19 protein-coding genes and 1 tRNA gene are annotated in these 21,672 nt (G+C 64.7%); 4 read left to right on the forward strand and 16 right to left on the reverse strand.

Annotated features, from left to right (window positions below):
- Positions 1-72 precede the first annotated feature (72 nt).
- Together LGT36_RS07660 and LGT36_RS07665 are read right to left on the reverse strand one after the other, a co-directional pair.
- The gene (locus tag LGT36_RS07660) at positions 73-1,386 is read right to left on the reverse strand and encodes a GTPase (protein WP_226097239.1); all 1,314 of its coding nucleotides are present in this window, start codon (positions 1,384-1,386) and stop codon (positions 73-75) included.
- Positions 1,383-2,966 (reverse strand): GTPase domain-containing protein, encoded by a 1,584-nt coding sequence (locus LGT36_RS07665; RefSeq protein ID WP_226097238.1) that lies wholly within the window; start codon positions 2,964-2,966, stop codon positions 1,383-1,385. The genes LGT36_RS07660 and LGT36_RS07665 overlap by 4 nt, the downstream gene beginning before the upstream one ends.
- Before the next feature lie 103 nt (positions 2,967-3,069).
- On the opposite strand from LGT36_RS07665, the gene LGT36_RS07670 reads away from it, so the two are divergent.
- A tRNA-Arg gene (locus LGT36_RS07670) sits at positions 3,070-3,143 on the forward strand.
- Here the strand turns inward: LGT36_RS07670 and LGT36_RS14225 are convergent.
- Positions 3,105-4,040 carry a GGDEF domain-containing protein gene (locus tag LGT36_RS14225; RefSeq protein WP_226097246.1) on the reverse strand — a complete coding sequence of 312 codons (936 nt, stop codon included), beginning with the start codon at positions 4,038-4,040 and terminating at the stop codon, positions 3,105-3,107. The two genes, LGT36_RS07670 and LGT36_RS14225, sit on opposite strands and share 39 nt — an antisense overlap.
- 218 nt (positions 4,041-4,258) lie before the next feature.
- On the opposite strand from LGT36_RS14225, the gene LGT36_RS07675 reads away from it, so the two are divergent.
- Complete coding sequence (locus tag LGT36_RS07675; RefSeq protein ID WP_226097237.1) at positions 4,259-5,959, forward strand: methyl-accepting chemotaxis protein; 1,701 nt, start codon at positions 4,259-4,261, stop codon at positions 5,957-5,959.
- Here the strand turns inward: LGT36_RS07675 and LGT36_RS07680 are convergent.
- The 7 genes from LGT36_RS07680 to LGT36_RS07710 form a co-directional block, all read right to left on the reverse strand.
- Positions 5,956-6,450 carry a hypothetical protein gene (locus LGT36_RS07680; RefSeq protein WP_226097236.1) on the reverse strand — a complete coding sequence of 165 codons (495 nt, stop codon included), beginning with the start codon at positions 6,448-6,450 and terminating at the stop codon, positions 5,956-5,958. The genes LGT36_RS07675 and LGT36_RS07680 overlap by 4 nt on opposite strands.
- Before the next feature lie 114 nt (positions 6,451-6,564).
- Positions 6,565-7,599 (reverse strand): LacI family DNA-binding transcriptional regulator, encoded by a 1,035-nt coding sequence (locus LGT36_RS07685; protein WP_226097235.1) that lies wholly within the window; start codon positions 7,597-7,599, stop codon positions 6,565-6,567.
- Positions 7,600-7,601: 2 nt separating this feature from the next.
- Entirely contained in the window at positions 7,602-9,125 is a 1,524-nt protein-coding gene (locus LGT36_RS07690) for a sugar ABC transporter ATP-binding protein (RefSeq protein ID WP_226097234.1), read from the reverse strand.
- 57 nt (positions 9,126-9,182) lie between these two features.
- On the reverse strand, positions 9,183-10,205 hold the full coding sequence (locus tag LGT36_RS07695; protein ID WP_226097233.1) for a sugar ABC transporter permease YjfF: 1,023 nt from the start codon (positions 10,203-10,205) through the stop codon (positions 9,183-9,185).
- Complete coding sequence (locus LGT36_RS07700; protein ID WP_255633380.1) at positions 10,202-11,185, reverse strand: ABC transporter permease; 984 nt, start codon at positions 11,183-11,185, stop codon at positions 10,202-10,204. The genes LGT36_RS07695 and LGT36_RS07700 overlap by 4 nt, the downstream gene beginning before the upstream one ends.
- A gap of 65 nt (positions 11,186-11,250) precedes the next feature.
- The gene (locus LGT36_RS07705; RefSeq protein WP_226097231.1) at positions 11,251-12,786 is read right to left on the reverse strand and encodes a sugar ABC transporter ATP-binding protein; all 1,536 of its coding nucleotides are present in this window, start codon (positions 12,784-12,786) and stop codon (positions 11,251-11,253) included.
- A 120-nt stretch (positions 12,787-12,906) separates the two neighbouring features.
- On the reverse strand, positions 12,907-13,911 hold the full coding sequence (locus LGT36_RS07710) for an ABC transporter substrate-binding protein (protein ID WP_226097230.1): 1,005 nt from the start codon (positions 13,909-13,911) through the stop codon (positions 12,907-12,909).
- Positions 13,912-14,274: 363 nt separating this feature from the next.
- On the opposite strand from LGT36_RS07710, the gene LGT36_RS07715 reads away from it, so the two are divergent.
- Positions 14,275-15,357: an NADH:flavin oxidoreductase/NADH oxidase gene (locus LGT36_RS07715; RefSeq protein ID WP_226097229.1), complete on the forward strand. Its 1,083-nt coding sequence runs from the start codon at positions 14,275-14,277 to the stop codon at positions 15,355-15,357.
- A gap of 4 nt (positions 15,358-15,361) precedes the next feature.
- On the opposite strand, the gene LGT36_RS07720 is transcribed toward LGT36_RS07715, so the two are convergent.
- The 6 genes from LGT36_RS07720 to LGT36_RS07745 all read right to left on the reverse strand — a co-directional run bounded on the left by LGT36_RS07720 (position 15,362) and on the right by LGT36_RS07745 (position 20,921).
- Entirely contained in the window at positions 15,362-17,542 is a 2,181-nt protein-coding gene (locus tag LGT36_RS07720; RefSeq protein ID WP_226097228.1) for an ABC transporter permease, read from the reverse strand.
- Positions 17,539-18,267, reverse strand: a complete 729-nt coding sequence (locus LGT36_RS07725) for an ABC transporter ATP-binding protein (protein WP_226097227.1) — start codon at positions 18,265-18,267, stop codon at positions 17,539-17,541. The genes LGT36_RS07720 and LGT36_RS07725 overlap by 4 nt, the downstream gene beginning before the upstream one ends.
- Positions 18,260-18,790, reverse strand: coding sequence for a PadR family transcriptional regulator (locus LGT36_RS07730; protein ID WP_226097226.1), 531 nt, complete (start codon positions 18,788-18,790; stop codon positions 18,260-18,262). Before LGT36_RS07730 ends, LGT36_RS07725 begins: the two co-directional genes overlap by 8 nt.
- Before the next feature lie 129 nt (positions 18,791-18,919).
- Positions 18,920-19,675, reverse strand: a complete 756-nt coding sequence (locus LGT36_RS07735) for an ABC transporter permease (RefSeq protein WP_226097225.1) — start codon at positions 19,673-19,675, stop codon at positions 18,920-18,922.
- On the reverse strand, positions 19,672-20,568 hold the full coding sequence (locus LGT36_RS07740; RefSeq protein ID WP_226097224.1) for an ABC transporter ATP-binding protein: 897 nt from the start codon (positions 20,566-20,568) through the stop codon (positions 19,672-19,674). Before LGT36_RS07740 ends, LGT36_RS07735 begins: the two co-directional genes overlap by 4 nt.
- Positions 20,565-20,921 (reverse strand): GntR family transcriptional regulator, encoded by a 357-nt coding sequence (locus LGT36_RS07745; protein WP_226097223.1) that lies wholly within the window; start codon positions 20,919-20,921, stop codon positions 20,565-20,567. Before LGT36_RS07745 ends, LGT36_RS07740 begins: the two co-directional genes overlap by 4 nt.
- Positions 20,922-21,033: 112 nt before the next feature.
- On the opposite strand from LGT36_RS07745, the gene orn reads away from it, so the two are divergent.
- Positions 21,034-21,639: an oligoribonuclease gene (gene orn, locus LGT36_RS07750; protein ID WP_226097222.1), complete on the forward strand. Its 606-nt coding sequence runs from the start codon at positions 21,034-21,036 to the stop codon at positions 21,637-21,639.
- Positions 21,640-21,672: the final 33 nt, after the last annotated feature.

Genomic DNA, 21,672 nt, shown 5'->3' on the forward strand with positions numbered 1-21,672 from the left:
CGCTCAATGTGTGGACGGCGCCGTGGCGAGCCGCCTGGGCACGACGCCAGGAGACGAGGCCTGGGCGAGACCCTAAGACAACTCGGTGAGCTCGTCGAGGTTCCGGTAGGCCTGATGAATGAGGTCGGTCGGCTCGACCACGTGCGGTACCACGGCTGACATGATCGCCTCGCGCCCCAACGTCCGCACCACCTTTCCTGCCGCGCGTCCCTTCGACGCACGCGAGACGAGCCCTCGCATGCCCTTGGGCGGGTCAACGGGCGGCCAGGTGACGGCAGCGAGCGAGGCCTCGATCTCGTCCGCGAGAGCCGCGGCAGGCATCACCGCATCGTCCACGACGATGCGCCACGCGACGGGCAATCCAGCCGTCGCAGCGTCCACCCACTCGAGCCGCACCTGCTCAACGGCGGCCAAGGACGCGCCTAGAGCGTCAGGAACAGCGACAGCCCTGCCGGCAGCGACCGCGGCCGCAGCGTCGGCCCTTGCCTCAATACCTGCGGCGCGCGCGCACGCCGCGACCAGTCCGTCGACGTCGGGAAGCTCGGGGTCCGCGTCTCTCGACAGCGCACCCTCGAGCGCTCGACCAGCGGCGATCAAGTCGGCGCGGACCGCTTCTGCCGCCACTGACCGCGTCGCGGCAGCCCCAGAGATCTCGGCCCGCAAAGCCTTGACACCCTTTCCCGTGCGGGCGCTCACCCGCATCACAGGCGCGTCCTCGATGCCCTCTTCCCTCACCAGTCGCGACAAGTCGTTTGCCACGGCGGCGGCATCGGCCTCTGTCAGCCTGTCAACGTGGTTCAGCACGATCAGCGACGGCTGGCCATGGTCGGACGCGACCTTGAGGTAGGCGGAGTGCAAAGCGTGATCGGCGTATTTCTGCGGGTCAACAACCCACACGATCAGGTCCGCGAGTGGCACGACCCTGTCGACCGTGTCGCGGTTGGCCAAATTCACGGAGTCATGGTCGGGAAGGTCGAGGAGCACTACCCCGTCCATCTCGCCGTCGCGGTAGCCGTCGAACGTCAGCCTGCGCTCGGAATCGACTCCGAGCCACGACAGCAGCCTGTCCGCACGGCCCCATACTGCTGCCGACACCTCGGCCGTCGTCGGCCGCGCGACGCCGACCACAGCGAACTCTTTGCCCACCACGGCGTTGAAGAGGCTCGACTTGCCAGAGCCGGTGCCACCAGCGAGTGCAACGACGGTGTGATCGACGCCCAACTCGAGGCGCTCGTCGCAACGCTTGATGGTGCGCCATACTTCGTCGCGCACGTCTGCGTCGACCGCTTCAGCGGCCCACTCCATGGAAGCCTTGAGGCGATCGACCCTGGCCTGCAACTGCGTCGTCTCAGTGCGGGGCGGCAGTTGTTGGAACGTGGGGCTCACAGCAGCGCCCTCAGCTCGGCGCGGCGCAACCGCACCTTGGATGAGGCGTCGGAACTGAGAGACACCAGGTCGGTCGGCTTCATCATGTCAAGGGCTTCTTTGTTGATGACAAACCGGCGGGCCGCTGCGAGCGCCTCGCGCGCGGCGCCGATCGCGCCAGCAGCGGTGTCGCGCGCCAAGACCGTCAGCACTGCGTTCGCGGAGTCGACTCCGACTGCCGCGGAGGCGAGAGTGATCGCGAATCCTTCTTGCCCCACCACGGCAAGACCGCCACCAGACTGAGGTAGCTCTGCCACGAGCGTGGCGCAGGCATCGAGCCAATGGCGTGCAGCGTCGGCCGCGCGCCGCTCGCGCACCACTCGGGCGTCGCGCGGGTCTCGCTGCTCTGCGAGCCACGGCCCTACTCCGCCGTCAGCCGAGTTCAGCGACACCATCATCCGGTCGGTTGCCGACGCCGCCGCGTGCGACAGCGCCGCCTCCACGGCGGCAAGCAGGTCGGCCTTGATCTCCACGAAGGTGGCGTCGCGGGCTTCCCGTGCACTGCGGCGCTTCACCCAGATCGAGTTGCTCACGCGGAAGAGGGAGCCGCGTTCGGCCGTTGCCTGACGCCACCGGGACTCGACGGGTCCTTTGCCGATGGTGAGGTGCCAGTCGTCGCCGTCCCCCACCTCGGCCTTCGCGGCACACCGGCGCACCTCCGCCCGGACATCCTTTGCGGCCGACGCTTGATCGTCCATGTATTCCGCCAACTGCTCGAGCCACTCCTTGAGTGACTCGATGCCTCCATGCAAGGTGCGCTCCACGATGGTGTCGACCGACGCCGCGGCCACCGTGTCGAGCCAGCGGCCAAGACCACCCACGACGTCACGGGGGATGTCGGCCTCCGCGTCCTCTGGGATGACGAAGAGGGGCAGGCTCTCGAGCCTTTCCTGCGCCAAGCGCGCCACGAGCTCCCGCCTGATCTGAGCCGCAACGTCGGGCGTGACGCGGTTGAGCACGATGGCTACTGATGCCCCTCGATCGCTCGCCTTGCGTAGCGCGTTCCACGGCACCGCGTCGCCGTACCGCGCAGGCGTCGTGACGAACAGCCACAAGTCAGAGGCCTCGAGCAGATCGGCGGCCACCTCGCGGTTTTCGCCACGCACCGAGTCGAGGTCAGGGCTGTCAACGATCGCGAGACCGCGCGGTACGGCTTCAGAGGCGTGAACAGCCGCCTTGCGCGCGACCTCGTCGAGCACGGCGCCGTCAAGGGGATGGTGAAAGAGGTGCGGCATCTTGGTCGTGGGGCGAAGCACCCCTGAGGCGGTCAGGGTCTCGCCCAGCAAGGCGTTGACGACGGTGGACTTGCCCGCACCCGTCGGCCCGCCCACCACGACGATCGCAGGCGAGGCCTCCTCGCGCACGCGCGGGATCAGGTGGTGGTCGAGTTGGTCGACCATCTGCTCGACGAGCGCGTTGGCCTCCTGCTCCTTGCCAGTGGGCAACGGAAGTTGCACGTCGACAACGACCCGACGCGTGTCCACCAGCGCGTCAAGGAGCGCGCCAGGGTACGACCACGTCTTGATCGGTCTAAAGTCCATGGTGCTAGCCTGCCTCCTCACGTGCCAGGCAAGAGGCTACCGCGCCGTCGACGCACCACTTCCGCGCGCCGCTACCCTATAGAGGGCCCCTCAAGGGCCCCTAGCCCTCGTAGCTCAGCTGGATAGAGCACCGGACTTCTAATCCGATGGTCGCAGGTTCGAATCCTGCCGGGGGCACTCCACCACCAACGGTGCCGTCTCGCCGCTCCGCTTCGCCTTCAGCATGGCATCGTCGGCGCGCCTCATCATCGAGTCAGCCGTGTCGCCGACGCAACTGAGCGTGACGCCGACTGACGCGCTGACCCGCAGCGGCGACTGGCGGCCCTCGATCCACGAGGCATTGACTCCGCTCTTGACGTCGCGAGCCAGGTTGCTCACGCGCTCGGCAGACATCGTCCCGGTGACGATGACAAATTCATCTCCGCCAAACCTGGTGACGTCGCCGTCGTCTCCGACCACCGCGCGTAACGTGCGGGCGACGACGGAAAGGGCTCGGTCTCCCCATGAGTGTCCATACGCGTCGTTAATCGCCTTGAAACGGTCGAGGTCTATCACCATCAGGGCGAATCGTTCGTGCTCCGTGGCAGCGGAGAGCCTCTCGCTCAGCCTGCGGTCCATCATGCGGCGGTTACCCACGCCGGTGAGCGCATCGGTCAGCGCCAAGCGCTCCGTGATGCGGAGCCGGCTTTCCGCCTCGCGGCTCTGACGATCGTCTCTGAACGTCTCGACAGCGCCGACGATGCGGCCCGCCTCGTCGCGTAGCGCTCCGGAGGTCACCAGGATGGGCACGACGTGCCCGTCGCGATGGTGCGAGAAGACTCGGGCCGACCGCGAGACACCGTCGTTCATGGTGTCGATCAGCGGGCACAGGTGTCCGCACATCGACTCGCCGGACTCATTTACATGGTTGAGCAGGCCGTCCCCACACATGCGGCCAACGGCGGTCGTAGCGTCGTAGCCGGTGATGCGCTCGGCGGCGCCGTTCCAGAAGGTGATGGTCCTGTTGAGGTCAACGACATACATGCCGTCCGGCATCGCCTCGAGAAGCTGCGCGTGGTTCGGCACCGCTGTCATGGTTCCGCTCTTCCCCGCGTCGACGTGCTGCGACGAGCCTCCGTCGGACTCGGTCAACGTGATACGCGCATTTCTCCCTATCCCTCTTCGACCGCGCGCCGCAGCATGTCGCGGGCCCTAGGTCCCGAAATCTGGCGGCGGAGGCGCTCTGCAGCCGCCAAACGGGACGTTGGCCCCCTTGACTTCTGTCACGGAGCCTCTCCTTGTCGATGGATCACATGAGTGCGGTGCGCAAGCGCCGCATGCGTACCGACGCGGACACCACGCGCTTCGCGATCTGCGACTGCGCGAGTGGTTCCCTCACCAGACTGGACAAGACCGTGGCTACATCACGCATACCTCGCTGGACACTGACGGCCAAGATCCTCAGCGCCGTGGGAGTGGCCGTCGTGCTGGGCGCTGCCGTCAACACTCTCGCGGTGCAGCAGATCACTCGCGGCCAGAGCCAGACAGAGCGCATTGTGGCGCAGCAAGAGGCTGTCAGCTCGGCGCTCGTCAACCTCCAGAACACCCTATGGGCCGCCCGCAACAACGTGTCGGTGGTGGGGGCATACCCCGAAGACATGCGCGCGGCGCGAATGGTCGCTGTCGAAGACGCCTTCGCCGCCTTCGAGGCCTCCTTCCTCGCGTTCCAGGAGACCTACCGCGAGCAGTTCGATGCTGAACCCGTGGGGGTTGAGGACCTGAACTCGGCGTGGGCGGCTTACACGGACAACCTTGCCAACGAACTCCTTCCCTCTGCCATCGAGGGAGACCTCGACACCTTTGCGCAGGTGCGCGACTCGTCGTCGGCAGCCGCTGGCGCCACGCTCGTGGAGAGCATCACTGTCTTCACCGATGGCGTCAACGCGGAGTTGAAGGCAAGTTCGGACGAGGCATCTGCAGCGGCTGGTAGGGCTGCGATCCTGGTAGGCGTCCTCATGGCCGTCGGCGCCGTTGCAGCAGCCGCGACAGGGGTGTTCGTTGCTCGCCGGATCCGCCGCTCCGTCCGCACGGTGCAGGCGGCGCTCACGGCGCTCGCCGACAACGACCTGACGGTCGAGGCTCGTGTCAAGGATCGCGATGAGATGGGCGAGATGGCGACTGCCCTTACGTCCGCTCAGAAATCGCTGCGCTCGACGATGGCCTCCGTCGTCGCTTCCGCCCAAACGGTCGCCACCGCCGCCGACGAACTCTCCGCAGCAAACGCACAGGTCTCCGCTGGCGCACAGTCAACCTCTGTCCAGGCGGCCGCAGCATCGCAGGCCGCGAATGAGGTCAGCATCACGGTCCAGTCGATCGCCTCCGGCGCGGAAGAGATGGGCGCATCCATCGGAGAGATCGCCCAAAACGCGGCAGCCGCATCGAAGGTAGCCACCGAAGCCACCGTCGTCGCCGCCGACACCAACTCCCAAGTGGAGAAGCTCGGTGTGTCGAGCGTCGAGATCGGCAACGTGGTCAAGGTCATCACGTCGATTGCCGAGCAGACGAACCTGCTCGCCCTCAACGCGACCATCGAGGCTGCACGTGCAGGAGAGGCCGGCAAGGGCTTCGCCGTCGTCGCCGGCGAAGTGAAAGAACTCGCCCAAGAGACCGCTCGCGCGACAGAAGACATCGCCCACCGGGTTGATGCCATTCAGCAAGACACCGCTGGTGCCGTCGAAGCCATCTCGCGAATCGCCGGCATCGTCCAGCAGATCAACGACTACCAGATCACGATCAGCTCCGCCGTCGAACAGCAAGCCGCCACCACTCAAGAAATGAGTCGGGGAGTCAACGAGGCCGCAACTGGCTCGGGGACGATCGCCGTCAACATCTCGCACGTGGCGGAGTCCACCACCGACGCGTCGAACGTACTGGTCCAGATTGGAGCTTCGGTGTCAGAACTTGCGCAGTTGTCAACGGACCTGCGCACCCAAGTCGAGGCGTTCCGCTTCTAGCCTTCGGTGGGTACCACTAAGTAACTCATTTGCGACTCTGCTCCGTCCTCGATGAAGCCGATCGTCACGCTGTACGTGGGTCCGGTGAACACCCAGGTCTGGATGCCGCCAGTGGCAGACGACAGGACCTGCTCGTACGCGCCGTCGTCCGTGAAGTGGGCCGCGAGCGCCTCAGCTTCGGAAATGCCCTGGACCTGGTAACTCAGCTGCCAGCCCTCATCCATGGCGACGGAGGCGACGAGGGTTCCATCAGGAAGGGGAAGTTCAGAGGGGAAGCTGTCCGGCACTGCAGCATCGCCACCAATGTCAAGGTCGAGATTCTGGCCGCCATCGGCCGTGGCGGAGTCCTCAATCGCTTTCTCTACGGAATCCTCCACCTGGTCGTTGACCACCTCTTCGACGGAGCCCGAGTCGCAGGCAACAAGCAAGGGTACGAGCGCCACCAACGCCCATCCCGTCAGGTTCGCCTTCATCGCGCGTTGCTTGCCCATGCCCCTTCTCCTCACCTCGGCGTCGCGCCCGCCTTCCATGGCGAGCACTTCCAGGCTCTCAGCGGCCCCGGCTCACGTCAAAGACCCTGCTAGAGACGCCTACGCCGCCTGCCGTCAGGCGAGTTTGACTGCGCGAGGCTCCAGGGCTTTGGTGGAAGCGCGCTCGATCAACTCTGTGGGCAGCGGGGTATCCGAGCCGTCGGCGTCGGACTCCTCGAGGCCCACCAGCACCTTCTGCATCATCATCTTGCCAAGCGCCTCGAAGTCTTGACGGATGGTGGTCAGCGGCGGGTCGAGATAGCCCGCTTCGGGGATGTCATCGAAGCCGACGACGCTCACGTCGTCTGGCACCCGCAGCTTCCGCTGTCGCAACGCAGACATCAAGCCAATGGCCATCTGATCGTTGCCCACGAAGATCGCGGTGCCAGACTCAACGGCCAGCTCAAGGCCAACGCGGTAACCGCTTGCCGCTGACCAGTCTCCGTGCAAGGGGTCCACGGCCTCCAGCCGGTGCTCCGCGAGCTCGTCTCGCCATCCGCGGACTCGCTCGGCTGCGTCCCCTGCACTGGCGGGACCGGCGACGTGCAGGATGCGCCGATGGCCGAGTTCCGCTAGGTGTCTGACCGCCTGCCGCGCGCCCCTGTACTGGTCGATCGAGACGAGCCGCGGTCCCCTGCGCGGCGACGAACCAGCTGCCACGAGCGGAATCGCCACCTCAAGTCCGCTCACGAGTTCGAGCACCGCCGTGTCTGCCACGTTGACAACGATCGCGTCGACCCGCTGACGCAAGAGCGTCTCCAGCGCCGCACGCCATGCGGCGGGGTCGCCGTCTGGCGTGCTGATCGTGTCCACGCTGTAGCGTGCCGCGCGTGCGGCCATCGTGAAGTGCAAGGCAATGGAGCTGGGGCCAAAATCGACGGCCGCGGGCGTGATGAGGCCGATCGTGCGCGTGCGTTTTGTGACGAGAGCCCGTGCCGCGGGAGACGGGCTGTAGCGCAACTGCGCCATCGCCTTCTCGACACGCTCTTTCGTCGCCGGACGCACGTTGGGCAGGCCATTGATGACGCGGGAGACCGTCTGGTGGGAGACGCCAGCGAGGCGCGCCACATCAAAGATGTTGGCTGCCCGTCCTGCCTCCGGCGTCGCCACAGCTACTCTCCCTCTTCCATCGACTCTGGACGAGCCACCAGCGCGAGCACGGCATCGACCGTCAGCGTGGCGGATTCCATCGTGTCAACGATGCGCGCGTCCCGTAGCACGGCGACGCGGTCGCTCACCCGCAGCACTTCTTCGAGCTCTGCTGAGATGAAGACTACCGATAGGCCGTTCGTAGCGAGGTCGGCCACCAGGTTCTGTACCTCCACCTTGGCGCCGACATCGATGCCTCGTGTCGGCTCGTCAAGCACCAGCACACGGGGAGAAAGTGCCAACAGCCTGGCGAGCATCACCTTTTGCTGGTTGCCTCCCGACAGCGTGCGCACAGGCCGGTCGAGATCCCCAGGACGGATGCGCAGCGCCTCGGCCCAACTTGCAGCCAGTTCGCGTTGGCGTGCAGGGGGGATCTTGCGCAGCACCCCTCGCTGAGCCTGCAGCGCCAGCGTGATGTTGTCGAGCACGCTGAGGTCGCCGACGATTCCCTCCGTGCGTCTGTTCTCCGAGGAGTAGGCCACGTGGTGCTTCATCGCCTTGCGCGGCGAATCGAAGTGAAGAACCTTGCCGTCGACGCTCAAGGCCCCTCGGTCAAGCCTGTCGACGCCGGTGAGCGCGCGAGCAAGCGCGGTACGTCCGGAGCCGAGCAGCCCCGCGACTCCCAGCACTTCGCCTTCGGCGAGGTCGACGTCCGCGTCAACGATGCCGAGGGAAGACGTCACACCTCTCGCACTCAAGTACGGTTCGGCGGGCGCCTCTGCCGACGCGGGCCGCGGCCTCGCCGTGAGCGCCGGGGCGTCGTGCCCCAGCATTTTCTGCATCAGGTCGATGCGCAGCAGGTCGGTGGGTAGATACTCACCGACGAGCGCCCCGTCTCGCAGCACCGTGATGCGGTCAGAGATCTCGTAGACCTGGTCGAGAAAGTGGCTGATGAACAAAATGGCGACGCCGCGCTGCTTCAGATCGCGAATCACGCGGAAGAGCTCCGCGACCTCGTCACTGTCAAGGCTCGAGGTCGGTTCGTCGAGCACCAGCACGCGCACGTCGGTGGAGATGGCACGAGCGATGGCGACCAACTGCTGTACTGCCACGGGATGCGAACCCAGCGGAGAATGCGGGTCAATCGACAGGCCAAGGTCAGCGAGCACCTCCGCTGCTTCCCTTTCCATGCGACGAGGGGAGATCAGCCCAAAGCGCCGGCCCTCGCGACCGAGCCTGATGTTCTCGGCGACGGACAGATTCGGTAGCAGGTTGATCTCTTGATAGACGGCGGAGATGCCATGCTCATGAGCGTCATGAGGCGTCGCAAAGTGCATCGATTCGCCCGCAAGAGTGACCGTGCCTGAGTCCAAGCGCAAGGCACCGGTCAGCGCCTTGATGAGCGTCGACTTACCGGCACCGTTCTCACCCATGAGCGAGTGCACCTCGCCCGGGTAAAGGCGCAAGGCAACGTCGTCAAGGGCAAGCGTCGTGCCGAAGCGCACGGTCGCGTGCTCGATCTCGACAAGCGGCGTCGGCTGTCCCATGGGCTGATTATTGCGTGTCGTGGGCATGGCCCGTGTTCGCGCGCAGTGCGTCTGCCGCTACCCGGTTCTCGATGTCCTGGCAACGATCGCCCGCTGCACCACGATGAAGAGCAAGAGCAGACCGCCGACGATGATGTGCGTCCAGGACTGTTCTGCGCCCATAAACGAGATGATCGTCGTGATCGTGGCGAACACAAAGACGCCGATCATCGAGCCAAGGACGTAGCCTCGCCCGCCTGCGAGCAGCGTGCCGCCGATCACCACGGTGGCGATGACGTCCAGCTCCGTACCGATGCCGTTGCGGGGATAGCCTGCGCCGGAGAAGGCCGTCAGGAGCAAGCCCGCAAGTCCGCCGCAGAATCCGGAAATCACATAGACCATCACCTTGGTGCGGGCGACTTTGAGACCCATCAACTGAGCGGATGACTCGGAGCCACCGACGGCGTAGACCGTACGGCCGAAGCGGGTGAACTGCATGACCAGCGCACCGATGATGACCACAAGAAGCGCGATGATGCCGGTAGGCGTGATGTACCAGTCCCCTAGCCGGAACCGAGTGCTCTGCAACCACAGCACCACCGGGTCCTCGACGCGAATGGATTGAAGGCTGACCACATAAGCGAGGCCGCGACCAAGAAAGAGTCCCGCGAGCGAAGCGATAAACGGTTGCACATTGAAGTACTGGACGAGCACCCCGATGAGCAAGCCGATGAGCGCTCCAGACACGAGCATCGTGGGAATGACCACAAATGCTGGAACGCCGCCACTGAGAAGGCTGGCTCCGAAGATGCCGGTGAAGGCCATCACTGAGCCGACCGACAGGTCGATTCCTGACGTCACGATGACGAAGGTCATGCCGACCGCGAGCACCATGAGGAACGAGTTGTTGAGGAGCAGCGCGGAGAGGTTGCCGGGAGTCAGGAAGCGACCCTCGAAGCGGATGTTCGCTCCCACGAGCAGCACCACGAGAATGGCGGCGGCTGCCGCTGTCGGGAGTACCGACGCGTGCCTGTTGACAAAGGTGTCAATGGCGCCGAGCACCGTATTGCGCGGTGCCTTCTGGGTCTCCACGGCGGTCATGCCGCGACCTCCTTCTTCTTCGCGTCGTCCTCAGAGGCGGATGACGTTCGCATTGATTCCACCAAGGACCGTCCCCAGCGGTGCACTCTTGGTGACTGCACGAGCACCACAAAGATGACGACGATCGCAAAGAACACGGGGCTCTGCGCGGGCGGGACGCCCATGAAGAGGATGGTCGAATCAAGGGTCTGAACGGTCAGCACACCGATCACGGTGCCTGCGATGGAGAACTTGCCTCCCATGAGCGAGGTGCCGCCAAGCACGACCGCGAGGATCGCGTACAGCTCGATCAGGTAGCCGGCAGAGTTGGCGTCGGCCGCCATCGTGTTGGAGCTGTAGATGATCCCAGCGACTCCAGCGAGCACACCAGAAGCGATGTAGGCGGTCCAGATGATGCCGCGCGACCTGACTCCAGCGAGCCGGCTTGCCTCTGGATTGATGCCGACAGCCTCAGTGAGCATGCCGAGCGCCGTACGCCTCTCGATCAGGCTCACCACCACCACGGCGGCGACCCAGATGAAGAACGCGACCGGCAATATGAGCAGGTAGCCGGAGGCAATGGACTTGAATGGAGCGCTCACCACCGTGGTGATCTCCCCGCCCGTAATCAGCAACGCCGCGCCGCGGCCTGCGAGCATCAGCACAAGCGTCGCGATGATGGGTTGAATGCCTAAGACGGATACGAGGAACCCGTTCCACGCGCCGAGCACGAGGGAGACCAGAACGGCCACCAGAATCGCGATGACGATGGTGCCGAATCCGCCTGGGTCTTCCGAGCCATCGATGATCGTCAGCGCCACGGCGCCAGACACGGCCATGACAGCACCGACGGACAGGTCGATGCCCCTGGTAGCGATAACGAGCGTCATGCCGAGTGCGACCAGCATCAGGGGCGCGCTCTGGCGCAGGATGTCGATGAGCGCGCCGTAGAGTTGTCCGTCCCTCACGGTGATGCGAGCGAAGCTCGCGTTCGCGATCATGTTGACTGCGAGGAGCACGATGAGCGCCGATGCCGGCCAGAACAGCCGGTGCTTAATGATCGCGATCACCGCGACACGCTCCCTTCCTTGTGGGCGATGTAGTCGATGAGGTGGTCGAGGTCGACCTTGGACGACTCGAGCTCCCCGATGGAGCGCCTGTCTCGCATCACCACCACCCGCTGGGCGATGCGGAGCACCTCCTCGAGCTCTGAAGAAATGAAGATGACTGACAGCCCCTTGGCCGAGAGCTCGGCGACCTTGCGTTGGATGTCGGCCTTGGCGCCGACGTCGATTCCACGGGTGGGCTCGTCAAGGATCAGCAGCTCTGGAGCCGTCGCTAGCCATCGAGCCAACAGCACCTTCTGCTGGTTGCCCCCCGACAGGTTTCCGATGGGCACGTTCGGATCGGCGGGACGCACGCCGAGGGCTTCCATGTACTCGCCCACGACGGCGTCTTGCTCGGCTTTGCGCACTCGGCGAAGCCAACCGCGCTGAGCCTGAATGCCCAGGATCATGTTCTCCGCCACCGTGAGGTCGGCAACGACCCCTTCGGCACGGCGGTTCTCTGAAGACAGGGCCATTCCGTGTGCCATCGCGTGGCGCGGGCTCTGAACGCGACGGTGAGCACCCGCCACTTCGATGTCGCCGGTGTCAGGACGGTCAGCACCGTAGAGGAGCCTGACGAGCTCGGTGCGACCCGAACCGAGCAGCCCTGCCAGGCCAACCACCTCGCCGTCGTACACCGTGACGTCTGCGGACTCGAGCATGCCGCGCTTGCCGATGCCAGTGGCGCGCAAGACGGGAGTGCCGGTGCGATCTACTTCGCGGCCAGCGCTTGCAGAGATGGCCGCGAGATCGTCAAGGTCGCGGCCGATCATCTCCGCTACCAGCGCATCCCTTGGCAGCTCGTCCACCAAGTGCTCGCCGACCAACTGGCCGTTGCGAAGCACGGTGATGCGGTCAGAGATCTCATAGACCTGGTCGAGGAAGTGACTCACGAAGAGAATCGCGACGCCCCGGTCGCGCAATCCGCGAATCACGCCAAAGAGTTGTTCGACCTCGTCGCGGTCGAGGCTCGACGTCGGCTCGTCAAGGATCAGCACCTTGGCATCCAGCACCATGGCGCGGCTGATGGCGACGAGTTGCTGGATCGCGATCGAGTGACTCTCGAGGATGGATCGTGAGTCGATCGCGAGTCCGAGGCTTGCCAAGTGACGGTCGGCTTCCGCGTAGGTGGCCTTCCAATCGACGCCGAGGCGGCCGCGCTTCTCGTGGCCGAGCATGACGTTCTCGCCAACAGACAGATTGGGGCACAGGTTGATCTCCTGGTAAACCGTGGAAATCCCAGCCGCCTGAGCGTCGGCCGTGGTGACGAAGGACTGGCGTTGGCCGGAAACGGCGATCGAACCGGAGTCAATCGTGTAGACGCCAGTAAGCGCCTTGATGAGGGTCGACTTGCCCGCTCCGTTTTCGCCCATCAGCGAATGAATCTCGCCGGGGCGCAGAGAGAAGTCGACGTTGTCGAGCGCAAGCACACCCGGGAACCGGATGGTGATGCCACGCATCTCGACAATCAGTGGGACATCGGTGTCCGCAGGCATGGTGGTGCGTTCCTTCGAATGAGAGGGTCTGGACGGCGACCTCCGTGGTGGAGTCGGACGAACCGACTCCACCACGGAGTGTGTCACAGGCTGAAGGGTGAAACCCTCCAAGCCCGAGTCTTAGTAGAGCCTGGAGTCGATGACTTCAGCTGCTTCTTCCTGCGTGAACTTCTGGTCCTCGACAAAGTACGTCTTGTCGACGTCGTTGCCAGCGAGCACGTCCTTGACGATGCCTGCTGCCAGTTCACCCAGAAGCGGGTTGCACTCGACGATGTAGTTGATCTTGCCGTCGACGAGCGCCTGCATTCCGTCCTTCACAGCGTCAATCGTGACGATCTTGATGTCTTCGCCTGGCTTGCCGCCAGCCGCTTCGATCGCCTCGATGGCACCAAGACCCATGTCGTCGTTGTGTGCGTAGACCAGGTCGATTCCATCGATGCCGTACTTGGCGATGAATCCCTCCATGACGGTCTTGCCGCCATCACGAGTGAAGTCACCCGTCTGGGAGTCGATGGTCTCGATGGCCGTGCCCTCGATGGCTTCGTTGAAGCCCTCAGCGCGGTCGTTCGCTGGCGCCGAACCGGTGGTGCCCTCAAGGACAACCATCTTGGTCGGGGTGTCGCCGAACTCTTCTGCCGCCCACTCACCTGCGTAGACGCCCTCAGTCCTGAAGTCGAGACCCACCCAGGCCGCGTACAGGTCGTCAGGCGCACTGACGGTGCGGTCCTCGAGGATGACGGGGATGCCCGCATCCTTCGCCTCTTGGAGCACGTCATCCCAGCCGTCTTCCACAATCGGGGCGATGACGATGGCGTCGACACCCTGGTTGATGAAGTTACGGACGAACGTGATCTGAGCGGCGGGGTCGTTGTCGGCAGCGTTGAAGATCAGTTCGAAGCCGTTCTCTGCCGAGAAAGCCGTCTTCATGGACTCGGTGTTCGCCGAGCGCCAGCCGCTTTCTGAACCGGTCTGGGCGAAGCCGACGGTGATGACGTCGCCTGAGTCGCCGCCGGCGCCTGGCGCAGCACCCGTCGCGTCGCTGTCGTCAGAGTCACTCGAGCAAGCGGTCAGCGCAAGCGCTGCCGCCCCGGCGAGCGCAATAGTGGATAAGAAACGTTTCCTCATGTCAAGACCTCCTCGTCCTGCTCCGGCATCGTTGCCGGTTCGGGTGTGGTTTCCCGCGGCACCGCATCGCGGGCCGTGTCTCGAATATTAGCGCTAACAATTGGCTGTTGCGCAAGTCACCCAGGTCACAATTGGGTATCGCTGAACGGGGAAGCGGCAGAATCTCCTCGAACTAGAGGCCTCTCGATGGCCTCAAAAGTGAGGGTTCACATTCCGCGTGGGTTCTGTGCATCTCCTGTGACATCACGACCGGCATGGTGCACATCGTCCCGATAGGGCCCACGCTAGGCGCTCAGCCACCGCCGCGCAATGGCTGGGACCCCTGTTGCTCAGTCGTGATCAGAGGTGCGCAAGGATGGATACATGACTTCCGCGCTCTTCTCCCCGCTCACCATTCGCTCCGTCACCGCCCGCAACAGGGTGTGGGTCAGCCCCATGTGCCAATACTCGTGCGAAGACCAGGACGGGATGGTGAACGACTGGCACCTCGTCCACCTCGGCTCTTTCGCGCGCGGCGGAGCCGGCATCGTGATGGCGGAGGCGACCGCCGTCAGTCCAGAGGGCCGCATCTCGCCGTGGTGCACCGGCATCTGGAACGATGCGCAGCGTGATGCGTGGGGACGCATCACCGCCTTCATCAAAGGCCAGGGCGCCGTTCCTGCTATTCAGTTGCAGCACGCGGGACGCAAGGCGTCGACCTACCGCGATTGGTCGGGCAAAGGCACGGTCCCCCTCTCCGACGGTGGCTGGCAGACCGTCGGTCCTTCCGCCGTTGCCTTTCCCGGCTACGACGCACCCGTTGAGCTTGACGCACAAGGCATCGCCGACGTCGTCGCCGACTTTGGCGCCGCAGCGCGCCGCTCACTCGAGGCGGGCTTCGAGGTGTTGGAGATCCACGCGGCCCACGGCTACCTGCTCCACCAGTTCCTGTCCCCCTTGAGCAATCACCGGACCGATGCCTGGGGTGGATCGCTCGAGAACCGCTCGCGCCTCCTCCTCGATGTGGTGCGAGAGGTGCGACGCGTAGCGGGCGAGGACATCCCCGTGTTCGTCAGGGTCAGCGCGACGGACTGGCTCGAGCCAGAGGGGTGGACGCTCGATGAGACCGTCACCCTCGCTGGGTGGGTGCGCGAGGCCGGTGGCGACGTCATCGACACCTCGACAGGGGGCAACATCACTGGCGTGACGATCCCGTCTTCGCCCGGTTACCAGGTATCTCACGCCACGGCAATCAAGCAAGGCTCTGGCATTGTCACCACCGCCGTCGGCCAGATCACCGAAGCGGAGCAGGCGGAGGAGATCGTGGCGTCGGGCAAGGCGGACGCGGTGTTCGTGGCGCGCCAATTCATGCGCGAACCCCACCTACCTCAGCGGTGGGCCGCGCAACTGGGAGCGGATGCGACCTATCCGCCCCAGTACTCGCGCGGCCGCTGGCCGAGCATCTAGTCGCCTACTCGAAGCGGGTGGAGGCGATCTCGGTAGAGCGCCTCACCACACCGAACGATCCGCTGACGGCGACCGCCGCGATGGCAACCGAGCCCAGCAGCGCCCACCAATACAGCGGATCCGGCCACGTGAAGTAGAGGCCGTTGCCCAACGTCTTGACCATGACAAACGCCAGGGCAAAGCCCAGACCGGCCGATGCCACGAGGGTCACCGCGAGCGGCATGGCCGCCTCGATGGCGATCGTGCGACGGAGATCGCTGACAGGCATCCCGCCCAAGCGCAGAAGCCCAAAGGTGCGCTTGCGGTCCAGTGCAGCTGCCACGGTCGCCACCGTGAGCGACAGCGCCGAGATCCCCACGGCGATCGCCATCCCGATGTACGCGAGCATTGCGAGTTGATAAGTCAGCGAGAGAGTGGCGGCCCCGCCATACTCCGCGCGCGTCACTGGCGACAGCGTCATGGAACCGGCGACCTCAAGGGCGGTGCGCGCCCTATCCACGGCGCCTGGCGAACCATCGGTCAGCGCCACGAGGTAGTCGGCCGGCGCGCCGTCAGGTGCGGTCGCGGGGACCGCTTGCTGGGGGCCATCCTGTTGGAAGTCGCCGGCGAGCATGGCGTAAATGTCCACCGCCACGTAGCTGCCTTGAGGCACGCCTGTTGCACCGAGAGCGATTGCTTCCTCGCGTGTCACGGTAGGCATTCCGGAAGCGTCGTTCCTGTACGCAACCACCACCTGTTCGACGCCCGCAGTGGTACGGGCGGCGTCGGCCATCGCGTCGGCGTCCGAACTCTCGTCGAGAGCGGCTGCGACGGCGCTCAGCGGAAGCAAACCCGGTTCTTCCTCTTCGGTAGCAAGACCGTTGACCGAACTCACGACACCGGACAGCATGCTGACAATGAAGACGGCCACCACCACGCCAGCAACCGAGCGGAACGTGGCCCGCGGGTGGCGAGCCAAGCGACTCGCCGCCACAAGCGACGCCCCCGTGCGCGCTTGCCGTGCGAAGACAAGGCTCGCAACCTTGGTGAGCCACGAGCCCGCCAGAACGATTCCGAAGGCCACCATGGCGAAACCGCCGATCAGCCCCAGAATGATGGCGTTCGCGGGCGCTGACGGGTCGGTTGCCCACGCGGCGGAACCCGTGAAGAGCACCAGGCCCACGACGAGCACGATCACGCGCCTCCACGTGGCAGGCTTCTCCGCTCGCTCGCGCGAGGCACCCAGCGCGCCATGCTCATCGCGATAGGCGCGCCACCATGCAGCGCCCGCACCGAGGGCCGCCATCCCGAGCACGGTGGCCACCACCCACACCACAGAAGGGGTGAGGTCGGCCGCGTAGGACTGGGTGCCGTTGACCGGCAGCAAGACGGCCGCAGGGCGGATCGCACTGGCCACGCCAATGCCCACGACAGCTCCGGCCAGCGAGGCGACTCCCATCTCAAGCGCGGCCAATCCCGCCATCGCGCGTCGGCCAGCGCCAATGAGTCGAACCGTTGCGTAACGTTCGCGTCGGGCGGCCGCTCCCAACTGGGACACGATGCCTACGAGCAGCGCAATCGGCACCAAGAGTGCAACGGAGCCGACCCCGATGACGATCCGGTAGAGCACCGACTCTGCGTGGGGGCCCTTGTCAGGGAAGCCCTTTTGGACTCGGGCATTGGCTTCTGCCGAGAGCATCTCCCAGTCGGTCGCGACGAGGGCCACTACCTGGTCAGGCCCCTTGAGGGCGCCGCGTGGGATCTCGCCCTGGAAAGTGCCGAATCGGTCTGACAGTTCGTCGTCCGGGTAACGTTCGATGAGGGCAACCAGAGCAGGAGAGGCGTAGTACTGGCCCGCCTCCAAAGCCTCGAGACCCGCCGGGAACTCGACGGTCGTGGTGGGCGTCGTGGCCACCACCACTTTCTCGAATGCCTCCCCCCGGAAATAGTCGGGCGTGTTGTGAAGGAGTACCGCATCGTCGGCCGGGGCGATGGGGATAAGGTCGGCCGTTTCGGTGAAGTCGCGATAGGGGCCCGTAGACGTGGTCCATCCGTCGCGCTCGTCCCGCTCAGGTAGGTGTAGATACGCGCCCAACAGGATGAGCAGCATGCCTGTCCCCAAGGCAACCCCCGCGGCGATACCGACGAGCCGTCGCATCGAGCCAGCAGCGCCGAAGACGATAAGCCTTGCAGCGGATGGGCTCATGAGGTGGCCCCGCGCGAGGCGGCGCTCAACTTGCCGTCGCGGACAATCACCTCGCGGTCGGCGTAAGCGGCGGTGCGAGGGTCGTGGGTGATGAGCATGACGGTGGTGCCGGTCTCTCTCACAGCATCCAGCATCGCCGTCAGCACCTTCTCGCCAGCAATGGAGTCGAGTGATCCGGTCGGCTCGTCGGCGAAGATGACGCTCGGCTGGGTCACGAGTGCCCTCGCGATCGCGACTCGCTGTGCCTGGCCTCCTGACATGTCGCCAGGGACCTTGGCCACCTGGTCGGACAAGTCGAGGCGATCGAGCCACTTGCGGGCCCTCACCGTCGCTGCCCTACGCCCCATTCCGTTCATCAGCAAGGGCAGGGCCACGTTGTCGAGCGCGGTCAGGTCGGGAAGGAGTTGGCCGAACTGAAAGACGAAGCCGATGCGCTCCAAGCGCAGTTTGGCCCGCTGATCAGCGTTGAGTGCCGTGACGTCTGTATCGCCGATGACCACCTGACCCTCGTCGGGCGCGAGCACTCCTGCGAGGCAGTGAATGAGCGTCGACTTGCCGGAGCCTGACGGCCCCATCACGGCGAGCACTTCGCCCTGGTTGACGTCGAGGTCGATGCCCCTCAAGGCCTCTGTCGTGCCAAATGTCTTGTGAAGGCCGATGGCCTGGATCAGCGGCGCACCAGGGGCGGTAGGGGCTAGAACGGGGTTCAGTGCGATGTCAGCCATGGCGGCGGACCTCCTCACGCATGTCGGTGAGGCGTGCGCTGGTCATGTCGATCCACCGCAAATCAGCCTCGATTTGGAAAAGGGCATGGTCAATGGCGAGTCGCTCCAGCAAGGGAGCGTGTTGCTTCGCTCGAGTGAGTTCACGCATTCGTGCGAGGTGTTCGCTGCGTTGGAGGTCGAGCAGATCTTCTGCGTCGCTGTCCAACATGCAGGCCAACACGACCTTGACAAAGAGGTTGTCGGCGAGCTCTGGCGCTGGCCTATCTGGAGTCGCGAACCACTCGCGAATTCGGCCCTTGCCCGCTTCCGTGATGGCGTAGCGCTTACGGTCAGGCCCTGCGCCGGCCTCCTCGCCGAGAGTCGTGAGAAGTCCGTCTCGAATCATGCGAGCGAGCGCGGCATACACCTGCCCGAAGGCGATCGGCTTGCCCCTGCCGAACACCTCGTCGTAACGGTGCTTGAGGTCATATCCGTACGAGGAACCCGTGTCGACGAGGCCAAGGAGTGCGAGTGACTTGTCCATGCGGCAACTATACACATGGTGTATACCCTGAGTGTCTATGGGGGAATCCCCTGATCTTGACCCCCAAAAGACTGCGGCCGCCGACCACTAGAAGGGGTCGACGGCCGCGGTGCGAAAGTGGCGTTGAGGTTACGGGGTCGCTCGCCTCAGTAGCCCAAATCCGGCGATGCCACACCCGAGCGTGACGGGCAGGGTCCAACTCAGAACGACGAACAGCGAGTTGTCGGTGAAGAAACTGCCCACCGATCCCCACGCGCTCGCCTCAGTGATCCACCATGCGAGAGCAACCAACACGAGCGCAATGCTGAAGACCTCGGTCAGCAGGCCGTTGACCTTCCAGCGCATCCAGACCCCAGCCGACGCTGCTCCGATGAAGAAGAACATCAACAGCAAGACAAAGAAGGCATAGGCGTTGAGCCATAGCGGTTGTGACATCGAGCCAAAGGGCGAGAAGAAGTAGCCACGAAGCCCCCAGCCATCGGTGAGCCGCTCCAGCCATCCAAGGACAGTGAAGGCCGTCGCGTAGAAGGCGGTGAGCATCAGGAAGTACGCCGACGACCCGAGGTAGTAGTCGCGTCGCGTCACGGACATGCCCAAAGCGAACCGGAACGACGCGCTCATGGCCTGAATCGCGACCACCATCATGTAGATCAGGATCCAGCTCACCCCGCCGTTATTGGTGAAAGCGTCGGTCTCAAGTTCCGGCCCCGCAGCCCTCGTCACGATCGCCCAGATCGCGTAATTGAGACCGAAGATGCCGCCAGTGATCAACCACGGGGTGATGAGCGTGGTCCAGGGGTTCGTCATGTGCAAGCGCACCACGTTTGCTATGCGACGGCGGCTTCCCTGGATTTCGCTGGGGGTGTCTACTGCGGTGGCGGTCATCGCACTGCTCCCTCGTTGTTGTCGACGGTGCGTCCACCCGTCCTGCTCACGATGAGTTGTTGGAGCGACACAGGGCCAACCTCCAGCCCCGCATCTCGTGCGGACCGAAGTTCTGCGTCGTCAAGGCCTGCAACGGTCACCGAGGCGATGCCGCCCACTTGCTGGACGCCGAGCACCTCTCTGCCGGCAGCGAAGGCGTGTACGGCGTCGGCTCCCCCGACAAGCGTCGCGGCCTGCGACCGCAAATCCTCTGCCTCGGCGTCGATGAGGACCGTGCCGTCGTCGACCACGACGACGCGCTCAAGCAGGTTGGATGCCTCGTCGATCAGATGCGTCGACAAGACCACCGTGCGCGGGCGCTCCGCGTAGTCGGCAAGCAAGTGGTCATAGAACATTTGCCGCGCGACGGCGTCCAGACCCGCGTAGGGCTCGTCAAAGTAGGTGAGTTCAGCACGTGAGGCGAGACCGATAATCACGCCGATGGCGGAGCGCTGTCCGCGTGACATCTTCTTGATGGGCCTGCCGAGCGGAGGGGCGAAGTCCTCGACAAGCCTTGCGGCGAAGGAGTCGTCCCATGCGCCGAAGAAGTGGGAGGCAGCCGTCAGCGCATGACGCCCCTTGAAGTCTTCCGGATACACCTGCGCCTCGTTGATGAAGCACACCCTGTCCAGGACCGCCGCGTTCTCGACCGGTGACTGCCCAAAGATCTTCACGTCTCCCGCCGTGGCGAACTCCTGGCCCGTCATGAGCTTCATGAGCGTCGTCTTGCCCGCACCGTTGCGACCCAGCAGGCCGTGAATACCTTCGCGTTCGAAGGAGAAGGACACGTCGCTGACGGCCTCCACTTTGCCGAATCGTTTGGTGAGGTGGTTGACCTCGACGATGGCGTTCATCGCCTCGCCTCCTTCGTGATCATGTCCGCCAACTGCGCTGGCGAGATGGCGAGCTTCGCGGCTTCCGCAACGAGCGGCTGCACGTAGTCGGTGCGGAAGGCGTCACGCCGCGCCTGGACGAGGGATTCCCTCGCGCCGGTCGCGACAAACATGCCGATTCCGCGCCGCTTGTAGAGGACACCTGCTTCAACAAGCACATTGACTCCTTTGAGTGCCGTCGCCGGATTGATCCTGTGAAAGGCGGCGAGTTCGTTGATAGAGGGCACTTGAGACTCCTCCGGCATGGTGCCGTCTACGATCTGCCCTTCGATCTGCTCGGCGATCTGGACGAAGAGTGGCCGTCCGTCGTCCATCGCTCGCTCCTGGTCTATTGGTTAGTCGGTGCAGTAACTAACTAACCATGTTGGGGTGGCGTTGTCAACACCGACGCTGTCGCCCTCGCAGCATGGCCCTACAGTAAGAGCCATGTCAGACGCACCTTTGGTTTGGATCGACTGCGAGATGACGGGCCTCGATCTCACCGGCGACGCCCTCATCGAGGTGGCGTGCATCGTCACCGATGCGGAACTCAACCCCTTGGGAGACGGCGTGGCGGTCGTCATCAAACCCCCTGTCGGGGCGGTCGAAGCGATGAGCGACTTCGTGCGCGAGATGCACGTCACCTCTGGCCTGCTCCCCGAACTCGAGGCAGGATTCTCGATGGAAGAGGCTCAGCGGCTCGTCGTGGAATACGTCAAGGAACACGTCAAGGGCTTCCGGGCGCCGCTCGCCGGAAACACGGTGGGCATGGACAAGGCCTTCCTCGAGCGTGACATGCCAGAGCTCATGGACCTGCTGCACTACCGCGTCGTTGACGTGAGCTCCATCAAGGAACTCGTGAGGCGTTGGTACCCGCGCGTGTTCTTCAACGCACCGGCCAAGACAGGCGGGCACCGCGCTCTCGGCGACATTGAGGACTCGATTCAAGAACTGCGGTACTACAGGGAGTCGATCTTCGCCCAAGCGCCGGGTCCCGACTCCGACGCAGCGAAGGCCGCCGCTGCCGCCGTGGTCGAGGCTCACTCTCACTAAGCCGCACCTCTCGGCGGCTGTCTCACCGCGGGC

The organism is Demequina sp. TMPB413 (assembly GCF_020447105.2).
Taxonomy (GTDB): domain Bacteria; phylum Actinomycetota; class Actinomycetes; order Actinomycetales; family Demequinaceae; genus Demequina.

What these genes read in the sequence shown, in the direction of transcription:
- LGT36_RS07665 (WP_226097238.1), bottom strand. Translation starts at nt 2,966, where the DNA reads ATGGACTTTAGACCGATCAAGACGTGGTCGTACCCTGGCGCGCTCCTT.
- LGT36_RS14225 (WP_226097246.1), bottom strand. Translation starts at nt 4,040, where the DNA reads ATGACAGCGGTGCCGAACCACGCGCAGCTTCTCGAGGCGATGCCGGAC.
- LGT36_RS07675 (WP_226097237.1), top strand. Translation starts at nt 4,259, where the DNA reads ATGAGTGCGGTGCGCAAGCGCCGCATGCGTACCGACGCGGACACCACG.
- LGT36_RS07680 (WP_226097236.1), bottom strand. Translation starts at nt 6,450, where the DNA reads ATGGGCAAGCAACGCGCGATGAAGGCGAACCTGACGGGATGGGCGTTG.
- LGT36_RS07690 (WP_226097234.1), bottom strand. Translation starts at nt 9,125, where the DNA reads ATGGGACAGCCGACGCCGCTTGTCGAGATCGAGCACGCGACCGTGCGC.
- LGT36_RS07695 (WP_226097233.1), bottom strand. Translation starts at nt 10,205, where the DNA reads ATGACCGCCGTGGAGACCCAGAAGGCACCGCGCAATACGGTGCTCGGC.
- LGT36_RS07700 (WP_255633380.1), bottom strand. Translation starts at nt 11,185, where the DNA reads ATGATCGCGAACGCGAGCTTCGCTCGCATCACCGTGAGGGACGGACAA.
- LGT36_RS07705 (WP_226097231.1), bottom strand. Translation starts at nt 12,786, where the DNA reads ATGCCTGCGGACACCGATGTCCCACTGATTGTCGAGATGCGTGGCATC.
- LGT36_RS07710 (WP_226097230.1), bottom strand. Translation starts at nt 13,911, where the DNA reads ATGAGGAAACGTTTCTTATCCACTATTGCGCTCGCCGGGGCGGCAGCG.
- LGT36_RS07715 (WP_226097229.1), top strand. Translation starts at nt 14,275, where the DNA reads ATGACTTCCGCGCTCTTCTCCCCGCTCACCATTCGCTCCGTCACCGCC.
- LGT36_RS07720 (WP_226097228.1), bottom strand. Translation starts at nt 17,542, where the DNA reads ATGAGCCCATCCGCTGCAAGGCTTATCGTCTTCGGCGCTGCTGGCTCG.
- LGT36_RS07725 (WP_226097227.1), bottom strand. Translation starts at nt 18,267, where the DNA reads ATGGCTGACATCGCACTGAACCCCGTTCTAGCCCCTACCGCCCCTGGT.
- LGT36_RS07730 (WP_226097226.1), bottom strand. Translation starts at nt 18,790, where the DNA reads ATGGACAAGTCACTCGCACTCCTTGGCCTCGTCGACACGGGTTCCTCG.
- LGT36_RS07735 (WP_226097225.1), bottom strand. Translation starts at nt 19,675, where the DNA reads ATGACCGCCACCGCAGTAGACACCCCCAGCGAAATCCAGGGAAGCCGC.
- LGT36_RS07740 (WP_226097224.1), bottom strand. Translation starts at nt 20,568, where the DNA reads ATGAACGCCATCGTCGAGGTCAACCACCTCACCAAACGATTCGGCAAA.
- LGT36_RS07745 (WP_226097223.1), bottom strand. Translation starts at nt 20,921, where the DNA reads ATGGACGACGGACGGCCACTCTTCGTCCAGATCGCCGAGCAGATCGAA.
- orn (WP_226097222.1), top strand. Translation starts at nt 21,034, where the DNA reads ATGTCAGACGCACCTTTGGTTTGGATCGACTGCGAGATGACGGGCCTC.